This window comes from Pseudomonas sp. HTZ2 (assembly GCF_033173945.1).
Taxonomy (GTDB): Bacteria; Pseudomonadota; Gammaproteobacteria; order Pseudomonadales; family Pseudomonadaceae; genus Aquipseudomonas; species Aquipseudomonas guariconensis.
The window spans coordinates 3,381,076-3,400,547 of record NZ_CP137332.1 but is presented as its reverse complement, the minus strand read 5'-3'; the positions used below and the strand labels follow the sequence as shown (position 1 = coordinate 3,400,547).

Here is a 19,472-nt window from a genome sequence, read left to right as displayed (position 1 = left end):
GCCTTACCCTTCCAGTTCAGCCCAGCGCTCGACCAGCGTATCCAGCTCACTTTGCATCTGCTCAAGTTTGGCCAGCACCGCCGAGGTCTCACCGATCGGTCGTTGATAGAAGCCCGGGGCATTGACCTCTTCCTGCACCGTAGCCATGCGCTGCTCCAATTCATCGATCAGCCCTGGCAGCGCCTCCAGCTCACGCTGCAGCTTGTAGCTCAGCTTTTTCTTGGCCGGATCCGACGCAGCAGCCGCAAGGTTTGCAGCCGGTGCCGCCTGCTCCGCAGGCTTTTCCACTACGGCGCTGCCCAGCTCGGCCTTGCCGCCCTTGCTCTCGGCAACGCCGAGCAACTTCGGCGAGCCACCTTGACGGATCCAGTCCTCATAGCCACCGACATACTCACGCACCCGGCCTTCGCCTTCAAACACCAGGGTACTGGTCACCACGTTGTCGAGAAATGCCCGGTCATGGCTGACCATCAGCACGGTGCCCTTGAAGTTGGAGAGCACTTCCTCGAGCAGCTCGAGGGTCTCCACATCCAAGTCGTTGGTCGGCTCGTCCAGCACCAGCAGGTTGGCCGGCTTGCTGAACAGTTTGGCCAGCAACAGCCGCGCCCGCTCGCCCCCGGACAACGCCTTGACCGGCGTACGGGCACGTTGTGGACTGAACAGGAAATCGCCCAGGTAGCTGAGCACGTGCCGGCTCTGGCCGTCGATCTCGATGAAGTCCCGCCCTTGCGCGAGGTTGTCGATTACCGTCTTCTCCAGGTCCAGTTGATGGCGCAACTGGTCAAAGTAGGCGACCTCAAGCTTGGTGCCGCGCTCGACTTTGCCCGAAGTGGGCTCCAAGTCGCCCAGCATCAGCTTGAGCAAGGTCGTCTTGCCAGTACCGTTGGCGCCCAGCAGGCCAATACGGTCCTCGCGCTGCAGAACCATGGAGAAGTTCTTGACCAGCATCGGGCCATCGGCGTGCGCGAAGCTGACATTTTCGAGCGTCATGACCTGCTTGCCGGACTTGTCCGCAACCTCGATCTGGATGTTCGCCTTACCCTGGCGCTCGCGACGTTCGCCGCGCTCGACACGCAATGCCTTCAGGGCGCGCACACGACCCTCGTTACGGGTACGCCGGGCCTTGATGCCCTGGCGAATCCAAACCTCTTCCTGAGCCAGACGCTTGTCGAACAGCGCATTGGCAGTTTCCTCGGCGGCCAGCATGGCCTCCTTGTGTACCAGGAAGCTGGCGTAATCGCCGTTCCAGTCGATCAGACCGCCGCGATCCAGTTCCAGGATGCGGGTAGCCAGGTTTTGCAGGAAGGAACGGTCGTGAGTGATGAACAGCACGGCCCCGTTGAACCCGCTGAGGGCCTCCTCGAGCCAGGCGATGGCACCGATGTCCAGATGGTTGGTCGGCTCGTCGAGCAGCAGCAGGTCCGGTTCGGACACCAGCGCCTGGGCTAGCAGCACACGCCGACGCCAACCACCGGACAGCTCGGCGAGGGTCTTGTCAGCGGGCAGCTGCAGACGGCTCAGGGTGCTTTCCACCACTTGCTGCAGTCGCCATCCATCGCGCGCTTCGAGTTCATGCTGGACGTGCATCAGTTTCTCGAGGTCGGCATCGCCCTGAATGTTCTGGCTCAAGTGGTGATACTCGGCCAGCAGCGCGCCGACGCCGTCCAGGCCTTCGGCCACCACATCGAACACTGTGCGCTCGTCAGCAACCGGCAATTCCTGCGGCAATTCGCCGATCTTCAGGCCCGGAGCACGCCAAATTTCGCCGTCGTCAGGCTTCTGCTCGCCCTTGACCAGGCGCAGCATGCTCGACTTGCCAGTGCCGTTGCGGCCGATGATGCACACCCGCTCGCCACGCGCGATCTGCCAGGACACCTTGTCCAGCAGCGGCATGGCGCCGAACGCAAGGGACACATCGCTGAATTTGAGCAGGGTCATAATCTTCTCCAAAAACCGGGCGCGCATTCTACCTGACTTGCCCCTTGCGGGCATTAGCCAGACTGCACCCCGCAGACCTTGCGACATCCGGTCGAAGATAATGATTGGATACAAGCACAGTGCTTTCACCCGCTGCCGGCAAACGGCTAAGCTAAGGCAATAGATCCCAACAGTGCTGGCTTCGCCGTCACTTTTCCTTGGTTCACTTGCCCGGACGTCTCATGCGCAGCCGCCTGTTCCAACTCGTTTCCTGCCTGCTGCTCACCGCCACCACCGCGAGCGCGGCACAGGCCATCGATATCACTCAGCAGCGTCAATATTACGATGAGGCCAAGCGCGCCCTGGCCAAGGGCGACAAGGGGCCTTACCTGCGCTACGCCAATGCGCTTCGTGATTATCCGCTAACACCTTACCTGGCCTATGACGAGCTCACCGCCCGCCTCAAGAGCGCCAGTAACGAAGAAATCGAAGGCTTCCTCGCCCGGCATGGCGACCTGCCCCAGGCCAACTGGATGAAACTGCGCTGGCTACGCTGGCTGGCCGAACGCGGCGAATGGCACACCTTCGTCAAATACTACGACCCCAAGCTCAACTTCACAGAACTGGATTGCCTGAACGGCCAGTACCAGCTCACCCACGGCCTGCGCGCCGAAGGTTTTGCCAGCGCCGAAAAACTGTGGAACGTCGGCAAGTCGCAACCTGCCGCCTGCGACACCCTGTTCGGCCTGTGGGCGGCCGAAGGCCAGCTGACCGAGGCCAAACGCTGGCAACGGGCCAAGCTCGCGGCCCAGGCGCGCAACTACAGCCTGGCCAATAACCTGGTCAAGACCCTGACCACCCTCGCCCCCCAGGGCCGACTGCTGATCGATGTGGCGCAAAAGCCGGAGCTGCTCAACCAGCCGTCGCGTTTTACGCCCGTCAACGAAGCCATGTCCGATGTGGTCAGCCTGGGCCTGCGTCGCCTGGCGCGTCAGGACCCAGAGCGGGCCATGTCACTGCTCGACGACTACGCCCAGCGCATGCACTTCTCGCGCGACGAGAAGGTCGCCATCGCCCGCGAAATCGGCCTGACCCTGGCACGCCGTTACGACCCGCGCGCCCTGGACCTGATGACCCGATACGACCCCGAGCTGCGTGACAATACCGTCAGTGAGTGGCGCCTGCGCCTGCTGTTGCGCCTGGGTCGCTGGGAAGACGCCTACGAGTTGACCAAGCGTTTGCCTCAGGACTTGGCCAGCAGCAACCGGTGGCGTTATTGGCAGGCCCGTAGCCTGGAGCTGGCGCAGCCGAACAACCCCCAAATCCCACTGTTGTACAAGACAGTGGCCCGCGAGCGTGATTTCTATGGATTCCTCGCCGCCGATCGGGCACAGACGCCCTACCAGCTCAACAACAAGCCGTTGATGCTGAGCCAGCAGGTGATCAACAAGGTACGCAACACCCCCGGAGTGCGTCGCGCCTTGGAGTTCCATGCTCGCGGCCAGATCGTCGAGGGTCGTCGTGAGTGGTACCACGTCAGCCGCCACTTCAACCGCGACGAGATGGTCGCCCAGGCCCGCCTGGCCTACGACCTGCGCTGGTACTTCCCAGCGATCCGTACGATCAGTCAGGCCCAGTACTGGGATGATCTGGACATCCGCTTCCCCATGGCTCACCGCGACACGCTGGTGCGCGAAGCCAAGGTGCGCGGATTGCATTCGAGCTGGGTATTCGCCATCACCCGCCAGGAAAGCGCCTTCATGGAAGACGCCCGCTCCAGTGTGGGAGCCAGTGGTCTGATGCAGCTGATGCCGGCCACGGCCAAGGAGACAGCGCGCAAATTCAACATTCCGCTGGCCTCGCCTTCGCAGGTACTCAATCCGGACAAGAACATCCAGCTTGGTGCGGCTTACCTGAGCCAGGTGCATGGGCAGTTCAATGGCAATCGGGTCTTGGCCTCGGCGGCGTACAACGCAGGTCCCGGGCGGGTGCGGCAGTGGCTCAAAGGGGCCAAGCATCTGAGCTTCGATGTGTGGGTGGAGTCGATCCCATTCGACGAAACACGCCAGTATGTGCAGAACGTGTTGTCTTATTCGGTGATCTACGGGCAGAAGCTGAACTCGCCGCAGCCGTTGGTGGATTGGCACGAACGGTATTTCGACGATATGTGAGGGCTTGGGCTTTCAGATAGTGTGAATATCCATTCTGGGTGGGGCGCCACCGGCGCTTTTCGCCTTTACGGCGACCTACTTTTGCTCTTGGGCAAAAGTAGGCAAAAACCGTTGGCTCCCACATCCGGCCCCTGCGCTACGCTCCGGAGTCCCCTCGCTGCGGTGTCTTGCGGGGCGTACGCGCAAAGGTGACTAACCGTCAATAAATCAAACGGATACACCCACGCCCCTCAAACCATCACCAACGAACAAACAAGCCAGCCACAACGTATTATTCGATCACCTCGACCGCCATCCCGACCCGCAACGCCCCAGGTCCATCGGCCGCCACGTTCTGCCCAAACAACACGTCCCCTTCTCTCTCCCGGAACGTCTTCAGTGTCGTCAAAGGCTCACGATCCGCGCTGCGCTCCCCCGTGGCAGGGTCAAGCGTGGTCAAGATGCATCGCACGCTAGGTTTGAGCAACCGAAAGGTCAACTCGCCAATGCGAATCCGCTTCCAGCCGTCCTCGGCAAAAGGCGCAGCCCCTTCCACCACCAGGTTCGGGCGAAACCGCAACATCTCCATGGGGCGTCCGATCCGCCGGTTCAGCTCGTCAAGCGACCCTTGCCCGATCAGCAGCAACGGAAACCCGTCCGGAAACGCCGCCCGGTCGCTGTTCAGGCCATAGCCATTAGGTAGATAACGCGCCCGCTGCTCTGGGCAATACACCAGGCGAACCGACTTGCCGAGCAGTTCGCTCAACCAGGCTGCGGCGGCATCGCCGGCGTCCGGTACTCGCAGTGTGTCACGCCAAATGGTAACACCACGCAGGTCGTCATCGACTCCAGGTACGGGAACGGCCAAAGGCGCCTGCCCTGGGGCCTGGAGCAAGAGTTGCCCATGCTCGTCGTAGCTGGCATTGATTTGTCCCAGGCCTGGCCAGGCGCGTTGGGTGAGGAAGCGTCCATTGTCCTGCTCCACCACCATCCAGCGCCGGTCACCCCGCAACCCCAGAAGGTCAACCGGCGAGTCCACCAGGCTCTGGGCCTGCCCCGATTTCACCGGGTATCGATACAACGCACTCAAAAACATCCCTGCCCGCCTCGAGCCAGCCGAAAATGCCAAGCTTATACCCGGCCACGGCAGGCCACTAGACTGTGGCGTGATCCAGCATCAGGCGCTGTCGCACCACATCCACCAGGCGGTCAGGCTGGAATTTGGAAAGGAAGTTGTCACAGCCAACCTTCTTCACCATTGATTCGTTGAAACTGCCCGACAGCGACGTATGCAGCACCACGTGAAGCCCACGCAGGCGCGCGTCGCCACGGATCTCGGTGGTCAGGCGGTAACCGTCCATCTCGGGCATTTCCGCGTCGGTGAACACCATCAGCAGTTTCTCGCAGACATCTTCTCCGGCATCCGCCCAGCCTTTGAGCATGCGCAATGCCTTCAGGCCATCGCTTGCCACGTGCAGCTTCATGCCGAGCTGAGACAGAGTCTCGCGCAGTTGAACCAAGGCCACGCTGGAGTCATCCACCAACAACACTTCACGACCGCGGGCGCGCGCCAGGACCGGGTCATCGAGCTTGTCCCGCGAGACGCGTGTGTTGTAGGGCACGATCTCGGCCAGGACCTTTTCCACATCGATCACCTCCACCAACTGCTCATCGACCTTGGTGATCGCTGTCAGGTAGTGCTGGCGACCGGCGCTGGACGGCGGCGGCATGATGGCTTCCCAGTTCATGTTGACGATGCGGTCGACGCCGCCCACCAGAAAGGCCTGCACCGAGCGGTTGTATTCGGTGACGATGATGGTGCTGTCCGGGCCGGGCTGTAGGGGCCGCATACCGATCGCTTGAGAGAGGTCGATCACCGGCAGTGTCTGGCCACGCAGATTGACCACACCACACACGAAGGCGTGGCGCTGCGGCATCAAGGTCAGCTTCGGCAGTTGCAGCACTTCCTGAACCTTGAACACGTTGATGGCGAACAACTGGCGCCCCGCCAGTCGGAACATCAGGATTTCCAGGCGGTTCTCACCTACCAGTTGTGTACGTTGATCGACCGTATCGAGAATACCAGCCATTGGAAAACCCCCAGGCTTGAGTCAGGAATGTGAATTCATCTGTCTTGTATCGGCGCAACTGCGCGCAGCTTGACCCCTCAGGGAAATTGTATTGCCGACATTTGATATCACTTTAACATCATGCTTTACTGCCTGCGCGGACATATCCGTTGCCGACTCATCATTTATCCGACCGCCATCAGGGAATCCCCTAGTAGCAATCGGGTGCGACCTGATGTTCCCCGTATCCAATAGCCATTAATGTGACGCCATTCTCAATGCATGAATGGAGTCAGGCTTTGCTAGCGACGGTCTCGGTGTTGCCAAGCGCAGATCCTCCTGCCCCGTGCGCAGGCGTTTCATGATGGATAGCGCACCACTGAACAACGGCGCCCTGCAGGATTTCCTGCTGGATGCACAGGTATGGCTGACCAAAACCCAGGAATGCCTTCAGCATCTGGAGCTGATCGATAACGATCCCGATGCATGCCAATGCCTGAACGAGACGCTCGACACCCTAGCCCGTCGTGCTGACGCGCTTGGGCTGCTTGAAGTCGCCCGCTACACCGCCGCGCTCCAGCAACTGCTGGCCCCCGTCTGCCAGCAGCAACATCATCTGGGCGAGCAGGCGTTGAGCACGCTGCATGCCTGCATGAATCTACTGGCTTGGCAGCTGGAGCTGGTCGATGCGACGACAGGCCGCTTGAACCTAGATACCGCCGAGCAGTCCCTGTTGCTCGAAGAACTGGCGAACGCCCTGGGGCAACCTCGTCCGGAACTGTGCGGGCCCTGCCAGTCGCGCGGCGACCTGTGCACCCACCCTCACCTGTCCCAAGCCCATCTTGCCTCGTCCGTCGTGGTGCCCGGTCACCGGCACTGAGCGTTTGTGACGAACAAACAATAAAAAATACAAAGCGCAAAGTTTTTCTTAGTTCGGAAAACGCTCTAGCAGGCATGTACGTATTAGTTGCGCTTGAAGAAAAACCATTTCAATGAATAATGGCGTTTTGATATCTGTCGAGTTGGGCTATGCCCCTGCATGGCCCCGAAAAACCTGAGGTTTCAAGCCACCGGCCACCGCGACCAAATCAACTTGAAGTGATACCATGCACGCAGTTGAATGCATGCGCCGCAGGTATTGTTCAATTGAGTGAACCGTCGTCGGCAAGTGCTTGAAAGCAGGACGCCAAAGCCTCTGACCAGTCCCATGCAAGGCCTCCAACAGCAACAATTCAGTGGCTTTTCTATCTATGCTTCCACGCTTGAAACTCCCTCAGCATTGCCGCTCCCGCGCCACCTTGCTGCGCTGGGCGACCGCGTTGCTGTGCGTGGGATCACTGCTCGCCAACCTAACGTTTGCCGTACGAGCCCTCCCCCTGCCCGCCAGCCTGCTACTGCTGCAATCGATTGCCTTGATCGGGATCCTCTGGCACTGGCGCCAGTGGGCAAGATCGATCAGCCTGCGCCCAGCGGAACTGGCCGACCGTATGCTGAAGGTCCAGGAAGGCGAACGCCAGCGCCTCAGCCGAGAGTTGCATGACGATATAGGCCAATCGCTCACGGCCGCGAAGCTTCAGCTCGACTGGCTACAGCGGCGCATTCCGGCAGAGCTTCAAGAGCACTGCCAGACCCTGCGCAAGACCCTCGAAAGCACATTGAGCAATGTCAGGGACGTCTCGGCGATTCTCAACCCGCGTCAACTGGCCAGTCTGGGACTGGAGGCGAGCCTGCGGGCCCATCTGGTGCGCACCCTGGAGAGCAGCGATGTTCACTGGAGCCTGGAGTGCCATCAGCGCCTCGGCGGTATCGACGAAGCGGTTTCCATGGCCGCATTCCGGATCACCCAGGAAGCGGTGACCAACATGCTGCGTCACGCCCATGCGTGCAATCTCACGATCAGCCTGCGCCGCACGCCTGCGGGCCTGAGCCTGTCGATCCAGGATGACGGCCAGGGCTTCGAGCCCGCCGCCAACCCGGCCGAAGCCGGCCAACGAGGCCTGGCTGGGATGCTTGAACGCGCGGCGGCCCTGCAAGGCACGCTGAGCATCTCCAGCCAACCGGGTCAGGGCACCCGGATCGACGCGCTGTTCCCATGGCCACCGCGCACCGAAGAGCGCGCCAGGACTCCCGCCTCCCATGACCTGTAGATTGCTGCTGGTGGACGACCACTCGCTGATCCGCGCGGGCGTCCGCGCGCTGGTGACCGATATTCCTGGCTATTCGGTAGTAGGCGAAGCCGATGATGGCAGCCAGTTACTGGAGATGGTGCAGCGCGTGACGCCAGACATTGTCCTGCTGGACATCTCCATGCGCTCGACCAGCGGCCTGGACGCTCTCAGCCAACTGCGCGCAAACGGTTTCGTGTGCAAAGTACTGATCCTCTCCATGCACACCGATCCGGATCTGATCATGCGCGCCTTGGAAAGCGGCGCCCATGGCTACCTGCTCAAGGACACCACGGCCAACGAACTGGAACAAGCCCTGGCCGCCCTGCACAACGGCGAGCGCTACCTGAGCCCGGCGATTGCCCATACCGTGATCAACCAAGCCTTGCTTCACGCCCAGGACGGTAAGCAAACGGCGGGCGAGCGCCACAACCTGACCGCTCGCCAACTGGAGATCCTGCGTCTGATCGTGCGCGGCAAGTCGACCCGGGAAATCGCCAACGGCCTGGGCCTATCGATCAAGACAGTCGAAACCCACCGCTCGCAGATCATGAAACGCTTGCAGATCTATGACGTGGCCGGCCTGGTGCTGTTCGCCGTTCGCGAGAAGATCATCAGCCTGGACGACTGAGCAAGGGCGAGTCCGCCGGCAAATGCAGGCGCAACGCGGCCGGACACGCCTCGAAGCGCAGACTGTCGGCCTGCAACGGCTCGCCATCGAGGTTGATGTCCACCCCCTGTGAGCTCTTGATCTCGACCCAAGGCAGCCGAGCCCTCACGAACAACCCCTCTCCGGCAAGCAGATCGCGCAAAGCACCGATCATTTCCTGGGGGGCAGGCAAGATACCGATATCCAGCAAGCCATCGTCCACCCAAGCATCGGGGCACAGCACATGCCCACCGCCCGCCTGACGACCATTGCCGATACCCAGCGCCAGCAACTCGCCCTGCCAATGAAAATCCGGCCCCTGAAGCTCCACCGATGCCGCCTGCAGCTCGCTGAAACGAGACAGACCAGTGAACAGGTAGGCCGCGGCGCCTAGTACTTTCTTCAAATCTTCGGATGTATTGGCCGTAACTTGGCTGCCAAACCCACCGGTGGCCATGTTGAGAAACATCTGATCACCCACCTTGCCCAGATCCACCGGCCGTGCCGGCTGCTCGAGCAAGTCCAGAGCCGCCGCAGGCTCCAGCGGTATACCTGCGGCCTTGGCGAAGTCATTGGCCGTGCCCAAGGGCAGCAGTGCAAGGCTGGCATCCGAGCGAGCCTGCGCCATGGCCTCGGCCACGTCTCTCAAGGTGCCGTCTCCACCACCGGCCACCACCTGCCGAAAACCTGCGGCCAATGCCTGTGCGACCCACCGCTGAGCATCTCCGGCCTCCCAGGTCAGGCGCACGTCCAGCGTCCAACCGCGCTCGCGCAGCCCGCCCACGGCGCTGCGCACCTCCTCGTTCATGGCTTGCTTGCCATGCAGGATCAACATCGCCTTGCGTTCGCCCATCACGCCACTCCTTGAAACCTGCGGTTTTCAATCTCGACCATCGGCAGCGCTTCATTGCTGCATGCAGCTTCCGCCAGATACTTGGCTATCTGACCACCTGCACGGCCACCAGGCCATTTTATTGACTAAGCTACTGCAATACACCGAACCGACCACACCAGCCGACGATGAGGTAGCGGGGCCATGCGTATACTCTGGACACTGCCCTACCTGCCCTGGCCCACCACCAGCGGCAGCAAGACCCGGCAATATCACCTCATGCGCGAACTGACGCGCCAAGGCCACCGGATCACCTTGCTGGTGCAGTCCAAAGTCCCGCTTGGTGACGCCGCCCGGCAAGCACTGGAGGCGGTGGTCGAACGTCTGATCGTCCTGCCCAGGCGCCCGCTGCACAGCCCGCTCAACCTGCTGGCCTCCCCCATCATCGATTACCCGATGCGTGCCATCATCAACGGTTTAGCGCCTTGTCTGCGCCATCGCTTCGAGCAATTGCTGGACGAGCCCTGGGACATCATCCAGATCGAACATAGCTACAGCTTCCAGCCCTTCGAAAAGGCCCTGCAGACCCGCCGCCTGCCCTTTGTGCTCAGTGAGCATAATCTGGAATCGGTGATGGGCGCGGCCTGTCATGACCGGTTGCCACTGTGGTTGCGTCCCCTCAATGCCTTCGACCGCTGGCGCTATCGGCGTTGGGAGCAACGCGTTCTACGTCAACCCAGCGAAGTGGTTGCCGTCAGCGCCCACGATGCCGAGCTGATCAGCCACATCAGCGGCCGGCCGGTGAACGTGGTGGTCAATGGCGTGGATTGTGACTTCTACCAGGACGTGCACCCTGCCTACCACAGCCAGCGCCTACTGTTCGTTGGCAATTTCGAATACGGCGCCAACCTCGAAGCCATCGAATGGGCACTCGAAGAAATCCTGCCTCAGGTCTGGATGAGCAACCCGGCCGTGCGCCTGGCCATCGCCGGGCATGCCCTGCCAGCGAGCTGGAAACTGCACTGGAACGACCCGCGCATCGAGTGGATCGGCTATCGCCCGGACCTGCGCGAACTGCAGCGGCGCTCGGCGCTGTTCTTTGCACCGCTGCGCTACGCAGGTGGCTCCAAGGTGAAAATCCTTGAAGCCATGGCCGCCGGGCTGCCGGTCATTACCACCAGCAAAGGTGTGTCAGGCCTGGCAGCCAACAATGGCGAGCATTACCTGGGCAGCGATGACAGTGGCCAACTGGCGCTGCTGATCACTCAACTGCTCAACCAGCCCTGGCGCATGTGCCAGTTGAGCGAGGCTGGCCGGCAGTTCGCACGCCAGCGCCACGACTGGAGCGTCGCGGCGCAGCAGCTGATGAACGTGCACATGCGCTTGAGCCAGTTGGGGCCGGCAGATGCCTCGCCCCTGGGCAACGTGTGGCTTGGTCGGTCAGCCAAGTAGCTCGCTGAAGGGAATGAACACCACGTTGTCGCCCTCGCGCACCGTGGTGCCTTCTCGCACTTCCACCAGCCCCTCGGCCCAAGCTGCACTGCGCAGCACACCGGAGCTCTGGTTCTTGTAGATTCGCACCGTGCCCTCTTCGATTCGCGCGCGCAGGTATTCGCGGCGGCTGCCGGGCTTGGTCCATTCGAACCCCGCTGGAACGGTGAAGCGCAGCGGCGTGACCTTCTCGACGCCTTGGCGGCGCAACAGATACGGGCGGGCCAGCAAGGCGAAGGTCACCAGGGTCGAAGCCGGGTTACCCGGCAGGCCGATCACCGGCACACCACGGAAGTGCCCGAATGTCAGGGGCTTGCCCGGTTTGATCGCCAGCTTCCACAACGCAAGCTCGCCGGCCTCGCGAAGGGCCATGCCAAGGTAGTCCGCCTCGCCCACCGAGACACCACCGGTGGACAGAATCAAGTCGACCTCGCCCAGTCCGGCCAAGCAGTCACGAGTACCCTGCAGGTCATCGGCGAGAATCCCCACGTCCAGCACTTCGCAGCCCAGGCGCTGCAACCAACTGACCAGCAGACGCCGGTTGCTGTTGTAGATCTGCCCTGGCCCTAGCGGCAGGCCCGGCTCCACCAGCTCGTCGCCGGTGGACAGCACAGCCACACGGACCTTGCGTACCACCTCAAGCCGAGCATGGCCCAGGGTGGCCGCCAGGCCCAACGCGATCGGCCCCAGACGCGTGCCGGCAGCGATCACGTGCTCGCCAATGCGGGTCTCCTGCCCTTGCGGGCGCACGTTCTGGCCGATCTTGAGCGGCTCGAGCAAGCGCACCCGCCCGTCTTCCAGGACCTCGGCGTTTTCCTGCATCTGCACACAATCGGCGCCCTCAGGCAGTGGCGCCCCGGTAAAGATCCGCGCACAGGTGCCCGGCTGCAGCGGTGCCGGGGCATGGCCGGCAAAAATGCGCTGGCTCACCGGCAGAGGTTCGCCTTGCCAGTCGGCCAGGCGCAACGCATAGCCGTCCATGGCACTGTTCGGCCAAGGCGGCAGGTCCAGGCCGGCCACCACGTCGCGGGCCAATACCCGGCCTTCGGCGTCCGCTAGGGCCACTGCTTCGCTGTCCTTGATCGGCGCGGCCTCGGCCAGCGCCAGTAAGCGCTCCAGGGCTTCTTCAACCGGCATCAGGGGCCGGGCCTGCTTGACCTCAACCACGGCTGTCACAGGCCGCTGCCTGCTTCAGGTGAGGCACGAAGTTGCACGGCCTGTGACGCGCATCGAGCTGCTCGGCAAGAATGCCGTCCCATCCGGTGCGCACTGCGTTGGTCGAGCCCGGCAGGCAGCACACCAGGGTGCCATTGGCCAAGCCAGCCAAAGCGCGGGACTGGACGGTAGAGGTGCCGATGTCCGCCACGGAGATCTGTCGGAACAGCTCGCCGAAACCTTCGACCTGCTTGTCCAGCAGGCACGCCACGGCCTCCGGCGTGCTATCCCGGCCGGTAAAGCCGGTACCGCCGGTGATCAGCACTACCTGCACCTGCTCATCGGCGATCCAGCTGGCGACTTGCGCGCGAATCTTGTAGAGGTCGTCCTTGAGCAGCACACGCTCTGCCAGTCGATGCCCGGCCGCACTCAGGCGGTCGACGAACAGCTGGCCAGACGTGTCGGTCTCGAAAGTACGGGTATCGCTGACGGTGAGCACCGCGATATTCAGCGCAACGAAGGGGATGTCTGCCTTGGCTTTCATGAGAGTGCGTCGCAGGAGGAAAAAGATGGCGGTTGTTATATCACAGCCCAGCACGCCGCGACGCCGGCATTGTTCTCCGTCAATGCCGGCGTAATGCCGCTATGCTGCACTGAGAAGGAACTTGCATGGACACCGAGCGTCCTACTACTTATCAAGCACGATCGTACTGGAGAAAAGCAATGATTCAACGGACCCTTCCCGCCTTCCTGCTCGCCCTCGGCCTGGGTGCCTTGGCCGGTTGCGCATCGCCAACCGTCATCACGCTGAACGACGGCCGCGAGATCCAGGCAGTGGATACCCCCTCTTATGATGAGGACTCCGGTTTCTACGAATTTGAACAGCTCGATGGCAAGCGTACACGCATCAACAAAGACCAGATCCGCACGGTCAAAGAGCTGTGATCTGACAGGCCCTTTTTGCAAAACCCCCTTTTCGCAACAAGGGCTTGCGTTGAAAAATACGATGCAGTAGGATTTTGTTCATCGGAGTGTAGCGCAGCCAGGTAGCGCGTCTCGTTCGGGACGAGAAGGCCGCAGGTTCGAATCCTGTCTCTCCGACCAAATCCTAATTTTCAAAAAGCCCGCCTTGCGCGGGCTTTTTGTTGTGCCCGAAAAAATAACGGTGCAGCCTTTTCGAATATACCCTGCCCCCACCGGCCGACACTGCATTCCTGCACAACGCTGCATTTGTGGAGGCGGGTCACCCGCGAAGAGGTTGGTCCCGCCATGACAGAAAAACGCCCCGCAGGGCGTTCTTCAATCCATCGTTACTGCGCCTCGGCCAGCGCTTGCTCGGGCTGCACAGGTACGTACAGCAATTGCAGACGCGAGCTGGTCCATTCGCGCGTCTTGTTGGTCAGCTCCAGGTTGTTGTTCAGCTTCTGGCCGTAAGTCGGCACGATCTGCTGAAGCTTGGCCTGCCACTGCGGGCTCTTGATGCGATCCTTGAAGGTCTTTTCCAGGACGGTCAGCATGATCGGCGCGGCAGTGGAAGCACCTGGCGAGGCGCCCAACAGCGCTGCGATAGTGCCATCCTCGGAGGCGACCACTTCGGTACCGAACTGCAGGATGCCGCCGTGCTCAGGATCTTTCTTGATCACTTGCACGCGCTGACCAGCCTGGAGCAACTTCCAGTCTTCGTTCTTGGCGTTGGGGAAATATTCGCGCAGGGCGTTCATGCGGTCATCGAAGCTGAGCATCAGTTGCCCCATCAGGTATGTGCTCAGGTCGATGTTGTCGATACCGGCGTGCATCATCGGCATGATGTTGTGGCTGGTCAGCGACGCGAACATGTCCAGCAGCGAGCCGTTCTTCAGGTACTTGGTGGAGAAGGTCGCGAACGGGCCGAACAGCAGCACCTCCTTGCCATCGATCACCCGAGTGTCCAGGTGCGGCACCGACATCGGCGGCGCGCCGACCGAAGCCTTGCCATACAGCTTGGCCTTGTGACGAGCAACGATGTCCGGATTGTCGGTCATCAGGAATTGTCCGCCTACCGGGAAGCCTGCATAGCCTTCGGCCTCCGGAATACCGGACTTCTGCAGCAGTTTCAGCGCGCCACCACCGGCACCGATGAACACGAATTTGGCATTGACGCGGGTTTGCTTGCCGCCATCGGCCAGGTCTGCCACCACCACATTCCAGGTACCGTCATCGTTGCGCACGATGTCACGCACTTCGTGGCGCAGGTGCAATTGCACGTTCGGGTTGCGAGTCATGGATGCGAACAGCTGGCGGGTGATCTCGCCAAAGTTCACGTCAGTGCCAATGGCCATACGGGTGGCCGCGACCCGCTGCTCGGGCGAGCGGCCTTCCATCACGATCGGCACCCACTTGCGAATCTGCTCGTGGTCCTCGGAAATCTCCATGCCACGGAACAGCGAGCTGTGCTGCAGTGCTTCGACGCGCTTGTGCAGGAAAGCGATGTTCTCATCCCCCCAGACGAAGCTCATGTGCGGTACGTTGTTGATGAACGATTTCGGGTTGCTCAGCACGCCCTGCTCGACCTGATAGGCCCAGAACTGCTTGGACACCTCGAACTGCTCGTTGACGTTGACCGCCTTGCTGATGTCGATCTTGCCGTCCTTGCCTTCGCTGGTGTAGTTCAGCTCGCAAAAGGCCGAATGGCCGGTACCGGCGTTGTTCCAGGCGTTGGAGCTTTCTTCGGCGACTTGGTCCATGCGCTCGTACACATCGACCTTCCAGTCCGGCTCAAGCTCAGTGAGGTAGGTCCCCAGACTCGCACTCATGATGCCACCGCCAATCAGCAGGACGTCGACCGTTTTTTCCGGTTCACCGGGCTTGGAGCAACCGATGACGCTCAGGCACAGGAGCGTCAGCAGGATTTTTTTCATGATTCAATCCAATTGAAGTGAAGTGACTGGCCTTTCGCTGCCCTTGCTGTGCACGCCCGGTTGTTGTTCTGACTCACGTGACCTTCGCGTCAGCGACGCTACATCCTGCGGCAACTGGCCAGCAGGACCGCTGAAGGTCAACGCCTGGGGTTTCGAAGGATCGGGACAGGATTGCCGTGGGCCTTGGCCCCGCTCGCCCTTAAGCAGAAGTTGTGCCAGTTACGCCAAGACCAACGACTAATAGCCAGGACGTTTGGTCGCAGGCCATCTTTAGCGGTTTCGCTGGCGACAATCCGCCACATGGGACAGGTCGCCAGAAGAGAAATGGCGGGTTTCCCCCTCAAGATTGTGGGAGAGGTTCGAAACCGGTGTGAACGGCATTGTGTGGCGATTGGGCCGCCAAGCGGCCCAGAACCTGGTCAGGCATTGAGCCGGGAGGTGACTTCAGCCAGCTGCCCGGACAGACCATGCAGGCGTTGGCCTGCCTGCTCGGTATGCTGCACGGCCTGCTGGTTGGCCGTGGCGATGCGGGTGATCTCCACCAAGTTGCGGGAAATATCTTCGGCAACGCTGGTCTGTTCCTCAGCTGCCGTTGCGATCTGCCGGTTCATGTCGCGGATCGCCTCCACCGCCGTGGTGATGCGCTGCAGCATCTGCCCTGCCTGCTCGACCTGCTCGGCGCCTTCCTCGCTGCGTCGCTGGCCACTTTCGATAGCCTTGACCGCGTGTACCGCGCCGGACTGCACGGCGTCGATGATCTGGTTGATCTCAGCGATCGACGCAGCCGTGCGCTGGGCCAGGCTGCGGACCTCGTCGGCCACCACTGCGAAACCACGTCCGGCTTCACCAGCGCGGGCCGCCTCGATGGCGGCATTTAGCGCCAGCAGGTTGGTCTGCTCGGCGATACCGCGAATCACTTCCAGAACCTTACCGATACGTGTGCTGTCGCTTTCCAGTTCGCGGATCACTTGGGCGGTGCCAGCAATTTCACGGTTGACCACGCCAATGATGTCGATGGTTGCCTGCATCACTTGCTCCCCGGCCTGGGCGCTGTGGTCGGCATCGTCTGCCGCCCGCGCAGCCTCGGCTGCGTGCCGCGCCACCTCCTGCGCGGTGGCGGACATCTCGTGCATCGCCGTGGCCACTTGGTCGGTGCGCTGGAACTGATCATCCGTGCCCCGGGCCATTCCCCCGGCGAGGGTGCGCAACTGACCGCTGGCGGTTTCCAGCTCATCGGCGTTGTCCTTGAGCCGGCCAACGGTCTCGGCCAGGAAGTCTCGCAAAGTATTGGCGGCACGGGCCAGGCGGCCCAGTTCGTCCTGTCGACGGCTGTCAACCCGAGCGCCGAAGCGGCCTTGGCTCAATTGCGCCACATATTCGATCAAACCACGGATCGGCTCGACCAGGCTGCGGTTGACCAGCCACAGGCTGAACAGGCCCACCAGCACCGCCGATGCGAGCATCACCGACATGCCCAGCCACACCGTACGCTGGGCAGCGGCGCTGAGTTCTGTCGAACGCTCGTGGGCGTCGGCTCGCAAATGCTCGACCAACTCGCTCATTTGCTCGCTGGCGGCACGGTCCACGCCCTTCACCGCCTGGTCACCCACAACCGGATCGCCACCTGCGGCCAGAAACGCCTCACGCCCCTGGGCATAGGCCTTGCCCAATTGCCGGTGGCTGTCGCGCAAGTGCTGTAATCGCGCCTTGAGCTCACCGTCGCTGGCGCCGATCAACTGCTCAAGCAACTGTTGTACCTGCTGTTCGCGGGCCTGGAACTGCTGCCAGTACTTGTCCAGCTCGGCGCTCTGACGACCACGCAGCAACACGTTCTTCCATTCCTGCACTTGGATCTTGAACTGCAGGTTGGCCTCGTCGATCAACTGCGAATCACGCAACGGGCCATCGACCAGCGCGGCATAGCCGCGCACGTTGGCGGACAGGAACTGGAAGCACACCAAGGCGATCAGCAGCATCGCCACCAGGCTGCCGCCAAGCAGGGTGAGAATTTGCACTCTGAGGGATTTATGCAACATCGGGAGATCTCGCAAGCAAGGCTTGGGGAAACGACAGGCCGAAGGCTGCCGCACAAGACGTCCTTGTCTTCGTTCGCAGGCCAAAAAAAAGCTGCCATCGATCGATAGCAGCCAGGTCGAGCACTTACGCAACAGTTGAGCTAGATAGTCTCAAGCAATTGCTACAGAAATGTTACAAGCGCATTGCGCGCTATACCGCTGCAAACTGAAGCGCAGCCAAGCGCGCATAAAGTGGGCTTTGCTCGATGAGCTGACGATGACTGCCCACCGCCACCACTCGCCCCTTGTCGATCACCGCGATGCGATCAGCATGCTGCACGGTGGCCAGGCGATGGGCGATGACCAACGTGGTGCGCCCGGCCATGAGCTGCGGCAAGGCCTGCTGGACTAGGTATTCGCTCTGCGCATCCAAGGCACTGGTGGCTTCATCGAGCAGCAGGATCGGCGCATCCACCAGCAAGGCCCGGGCGATTGCCAGGCGCTGGCGCTGTCCACCGGACAAGCCGATCCCTGCCTCACCCAGTGGTGTCTGGTAGCCCTGAGGCAGTTGCTCAATGAACTCATGGGCATAGGCACTGCGCGCCGCTGCCTCGACTTCGGCCAGGCTGGCCTGGGGTCGGCCATAGCGGATGTTGGCCTCCACCGTGCCGCGAAACAATGCTGGGGTCTGCGCCACCAGAGCGAACTGCCGGCGCAAGCAAGTGGGGTCCAGCGCAGTGATCGCCTGCCCATCGAGCAGGATTTGCCCTTGCTGGGGCTCGTAGAAACGCAGCAGCAAGTCGAACAGGGTCGACTTCCCGGCGCCGGACGGTCCGACCAAAGCCACGGTCTGTCCCGGCTCGATGATCAGGCTCAGGCCGTCAATGGCCGCCACGCCCGGGCGCGACGGGTAGGCAAAGTGCACCTCACGCAGTTCGATGTGCCCGCTCGCCCGTCCCGCCACCTGCTCACTGGGCTGGGCCGGCGTCAGGATCGCACTGCGTGCTGCCAGCAGTTCGGCAATACGTTCAGCCGCACCCGCTGCGCGCTGCAGCTCGCCGATGACTTCGCTGAGGGTACCGAAGGCGCTGCCGACGATCAGGCTGTAGAACACAAACGCGGCCAGCTCGCCACCGGAGATGCGCCCTGCTATCACGTCCATGCCGCCGACCCAGAGCATCACCCCCACCGCGCCCAGCACCAACACGATCACCAACGTGATCAACCAAGCACGCTGGGCGATACGCCGCCGGGCCACGGTAAAGGCCGCCTCCACGGTCTCGGCGAAGCGTTCGCGATCGAGCGGCTGGTGGTTATAGGCCTGTACGGTCTTGATCTGGCCCAAGGTCTCGGCGACATAGCTGCCGACATCGGCGACCCGATCCTGGCTCTGGCGCGACAAGCTGCGTACCCGCCGGCCAAACAGCAGGATCGGCGCCAGCACCAGCGGCAAGGCCAGCACCACGATACTGGTGAGCTTGGGGTTGGTGACAAACAGCAGTACCACACCGCCGGCGACCATCAAGGCGTTGCGCAGGAACATCGACAACGACGAGCCGATGACCGATTGCAGCAAAGTGGTGTCTGCCGTCAACCGCGACTGGATCTCCGAGCTGCGATTGTCCTCGAAAAAGCCCGGATGCAGGCCGAGCAGGTGATCGAACACCGCCCTGCGGATATCCGCCACGCAGCGCTCACCGATCCAGGAAACTAGGTAGAAGCGGCTGAACGTGCCCACTGCCAGGGCTAGCACCAACACGAGGAACAGGCCGATGGTCTGGTTGAGCTGATGCGGTGAACCGGTCATGAAGCCTTGGTCCACCAACAGGCGAATGCCCTGCCCCATGGACAAGGTGATGGCAGCCGTCACGATCAAAGCCAGCAATGCCAACACGACTTGCTTGCGGTAAGGACGGATGAACTGCCAGGCCAGGCGCAGAGCCCGACGTTGACGCACGGAAACCGGTTCAGGCATGAAAGGGGCCATCCACTGCGAAGAGCCTGCAGCCTACCACTCATCGGACAATGCGGAACTGTACAGCGTCTGCAGCCATCGTTAACAAGCGAGACGCCGTGCAAGGGAGCATAGATCAGTCCCTATGCGCTTTCGTTCTAAAACGAAGCTGGAGCTT

General features: G+C 61.8%; 15 protein-coding genes, 1 tRNA gene and 1 pseudogene. 7 read left to right on the top strand and 10 right to left on the bottom strand.

All coding sequences use genetic code 11. The features are described from left to right. Positions 1–3 precede the first annotated feature (3 nt). Positions 4–1,938 (bottom strand): ATP-binding cassette domain-containing protein, encoded by a 1,935-nt coding sequence (locus tag R6G97_RS15755; protein ID WP_043206696.1) that lies wholly within the window; start codon positions 1,936–1,938, stop codon positions 4–6. Between the two features lie 221 nt (positions 1,939–2,159). On the opposite strand from R6G97_RS15755, the gene R6G97_RS15750 reads away from it, so the two are divergent. Then, positions 2,160–4,088: a transglycosylase SLT domain-containing protein gene (locus R6G97_RS15750; protein ID WP_317847207.1), complete on the top strand. Its 1,929-nt coding sequence runs from the start codon at positions 2,160–2,162 to the stop codon at positions 4,086–4,088. A 271-nt stretch (positions 4,089–4,359) separates the two neighbouring features. On the opposite strand, the gene R6G97_RS15745 is transcribed toward R6G97_RS15750, so the two are convergent. After that, positions 4,360–5,163 carry an MOSC domain-containing protein gene (locus tag R6G97_RS15745; protein WP_182815921.1) on the bottom strand — a complete coding sequence of 268 codons (804 nt, stop codon included), beginning with the start codon at positions 5,161–5,163 and terminating at the stop codon, positions 4,360–4,362. Between the two features lie 58 nt (positions 5,164–5,221). Continuing rightward, complete coding sequence (locus R6G97_RS15740; RefSeq protein ID WP_317847206.1) at positions 5,222–6,157, bottom strand: chemotaxis protein; 936 nt, start codon at positions 6,155–6,157, stop codon at positions 5,222–5,224. A gap of 343 nt (positions 6,158–6,500) precedes the next feature. On the opposite strand from R6G97_RS15740, the gene R6G97_RS15735 reads away from it, so the two are divergent. The 3 genes from R6G97_RS15735 (at position 6,501) to R6G97_RS15725 (ending at position 8,932) form a co-directional block, all read left to right on the top strand. Next, positions 6,501–7,016, top strand: a complete 516-nt coding sequence (locus tag R6G97_RS15735; RefSeq protein WP_317847205.1) for a histidine kinase — start codon at positions 6,501–6,503, stop codon at positions 7,014–7,016. A gap of 370 nt (positions 7,017–7,386) precedes the next feature. Then, entirely contained in the window at positions 7,387–8,283 is an 897-nt protein-coding gene (locus R6G97_RS15730) for a sensor histidine kinase (protein WP_043206701.1), read from the top strand. After that, the gene (locus R6G97_RS15725) at positions 8,273–8,932 is read left to right on the top strand and encodes a response regulator (protein WP_043206702.1); all 660 of its coding nucleotides are present in this window, start codon (positions 8,273–8,275) and stop codon (positions 8,930–8,932) included. The genes R6G97_RS15730 and R6G97_RS15725 overlap by 11 nt, the downstream gene beginning before the upstream one ends. Here R6G97_RS15725 and yegS read toward each other — a convergent pair. Next, positions 8,916–9,803 carry a lipid kinase YegS gene (yegS, locus tag R6G97_RS15720; RefSeq protein WP_043206703.1) on the bottom strand — a complete coding sequence of 296 codons (888 nt, stop codon included), beginning with the start codon at positions 9,801–9,803 and terminating at the stop codon, positions 8,916–8,918. The genes R6G97_RS15725 and yegS overlap by 17 nt on opposite strands. 183 nt (positions 9,804–9,986) lie before the next feature. On the opposite strand from yegS, the gene R6G97_RS15715 reads away from it, so the two are divergent. Then, positions 9,987–11,234: a glycosyltransferase family 4 protein gene (locus tag R6G97_RS15715; protein WP_043206704.1), complete on the top strand. Its 1,248-nt coding sequence runs from the start codon at positions 9,987–9,989 to the stop codon at positions 11,232–11,234. Here the strand turns inward: R6G97_RS15715 and R6G97_RS15710 are convergent. Further along, positions 11,223–12,410: a molybdopterin molybdotransferase MoeA gene (locus tag R6G97_RS15710; RefSeq protein WP_182819130.1), complete on the bottom strand. Its 1,188-nt coding sequence runs from the start codon at positions 12,408–12,410 to the stop codon at positions 11,223–11,225. The two genes, R6G97_RS15715 and R6G97_RS15710, sit on opposite strands and share 12 nt — an antisense overlap. A 22-nt stretch (positions 12,411–12,432) precedes the next feature. After that, on the bottom strand, positions 12,433–12,972 hold the full coding sequence (moaB, locus tag R6G97_RS15705; protein WP_317847204.1) for a molybdenum cofactor biosynthesis protein B: 540 nt from the start codon (positions 12,970–12,972) through the stop codon (positions 12,433–12,435). 179 nt (positions 12,973–13,151) lie between these two features. On the opposite strand from moaB, the gene R6G97_RS15700 reads away from it, so the two are divergent. Both R6G97_RS15700 and R6G97_RS15695 read left to right on the top strand, forming a co-directional pair. After that, positions 13,152–13,373 carry a YgdI/YgdR family lipoprotein gene (locus tag R6G97_RS15700; protein ID WP_043206706.1) on the top strand — a complete coding sequence of 74 codons (222 nt, stop codon included), beginning with the start codon at positions 13,152–13,154 and terminating at the stop codon, positions 13,371–13,373. 82 nt (positions 13,374–13,455) lie between these two features. Continuing rightward, a tRNA-Pro gene (locus tag R6G97_RS15695) sits at positions 13,456–13,532 on the top strand. A gap of 206 nt (positions 13,533–13,738) precedes the next feature. Here the strand turns inward: R6G97_RS15695 and mqo are convergent. The 4 genes and pseudogenes from mqo to R6G97_RS15680 all read right to left on the bottom strand — a co-directional run bounded on the left by mqo (position 13,739) and on the right by R6G97_RS15680 (position 19,315). Beyond that, on the bottom strand, positions 13,739–15,325 hold the full coding sequence (gene mqo, locus R6G97_RS15690) for a malate dehydrogenase (quinone) (RefSeq protein WP_043206707.1): 1,587 nt from the start codon (positions 15,323–15,325) through the stop codon (positions 13,739–13,741). A gap of 419 nt (positions 15,326–15,744) precedes the next feature. Beyond that, positions 15,745–16,458, bottom strand: coding sequence for a methyl-accepting chemotaxis protein (locus R6G97_RS24990; protein WP_390483911.1), 714 nt, complete (start codon positions 16,456–16,458; stop codon positions 15,745–15,747). A 171-nt stretch (positions 16,459–16,629) separates the two neighbouring features. Then, positions 16,630–16,788: pseudogene (locus tag R6G97_RS24985) on the bottom strand (HAMP domain-containing protein); the annotation flags it as partial. 763 nt (positions 16,789–17,551) lie between these two features. After that, positions 17,552–19,315, bottom strand: a complete 1,764-nt coding sequence (locus tag R6G97_RS15680) for an ABC transporter transmembrane domain-containing protein (protein WP_090344035.1) — start codon at positions 19,313–19,315, stop codon at positions 17,552–17,554. Positions 19,316–19,472: the final 157 nt, after the last annotated feature.

What these genes read in the sequence shown, in the direction of transcription:
- R6G97_RS15755 (WP_043206696.1), bottom strand. Translation starts at nt 1,938, where the DNA reads ATGACCCTGCTCAAATTCAGCGATGTGTCCCTTGCGTTCGGCGCCATG.
- R6G97_RS15750 (WP_317847207.1), top strand. Translation starts at nt 2,160, where the DNA reads ATGCGCAGCCGCCTGTTCCAACTCGTTTCCTGCCTGCTGCTCACCGCC.
- R6G97_RS15745 (WP_182815921.1), bottom strand. Translation starts at nt 5,163, where the DNA reads ATGTTTTTGAGTGCGTTGTATCGATACCCGGTGAAATCGGGGCAGGCC.
- R6G97_RS15740 (WP_317847206.1), bottom strand. Translation starts at nt 6,157, where the DNA reads ATGGCTGGTATTCTCGATACGGTCGATCAACGTACACAACTGGTAGGT.
- R6G97_RS15735 (WP_317847205.1), top strand. Translation starts at nt 6,501, where the DNA reads ATGGATAGCGCACCACTGAACAACGGCGCCCTGCAGGATTTCCTGCTG.
- R6G97_RS15730 (WP_043206701.1), top strand. Translation starts at nt 7,387, where the DNA reads ATGCTTCCACGCTTGAAACTCCCTCAGCATTGCCGCTCCCGCGCCACC.
- R6G97_RS15725 (WP_043206702.1), top strand. Translation starts at nt 8,273, where the DNA reads ATGACCTGTAGATTGCTGCTGGTGGACGACCACTCGCTGATCCGCGCG.
- yegS (WP_043206703.1), bottom strand. Translation starts at nt 9,803, where the DNA reads ATGGGCGAACGCAAGGCGATGTTGATCCTGCATGGCAAGCAAGCCATG.
- R6G97_RS15715 (WP_043206704.1), top strand. Translation starts at nt 9,987, where the DNA reads ATGCGTATACTCTGGACACTGCCCTACCTGCCCTGGCCCACCACCAGC.
- R6G97_RS15710 (WP_182819130.1), bottom strand. Translation starts at nt 12,410, where the DNA reads ATGCCGGTTGAAGAAGCCCTGGAGCGCTTACTGGCGCTGGCCGAGGCC.
- moaB (WP_317847204.1), bottom strand. Translation starts at nt 12,972, where the DNA reads ATGAAAGCCAAGGCAGACATCCCCTTCGTTGCGCTGAATATCGCGGTG.
- R6G97_RS15700 (WP_043206706.1), top strand. Translation starts at nt 13,152, where the DNA reads ATGATTCAACGGACCCTTCCCGCCTTCCTGCTCGCCCTCGGCCTGGGT.
- mqo (WP_043206707.1), bottom strand. Translation starts at nt 15,325, where the DNA reads ATGAAAAAAATCCTGCTGACGCTCCTGTGCCTGAGCGTCATCGGTTGC.
- R6G97_RS24990 (WP_390483911.1), bottom strand. Translation starts at nt 16,458, where the DNA reads ATGCACGAGATGTCCGCCACCGCGCAGGAGGTGGCGCGGCACGCAGCC.
- R6G97_RS15680 (WP_090344035.1), bottom strand. Translation starts at nt 19,315, where the DNA reads ATGCCTGAACCGGTTTCCGTGCGTCAACGTCGGGCTCTGCGCCTGGCC.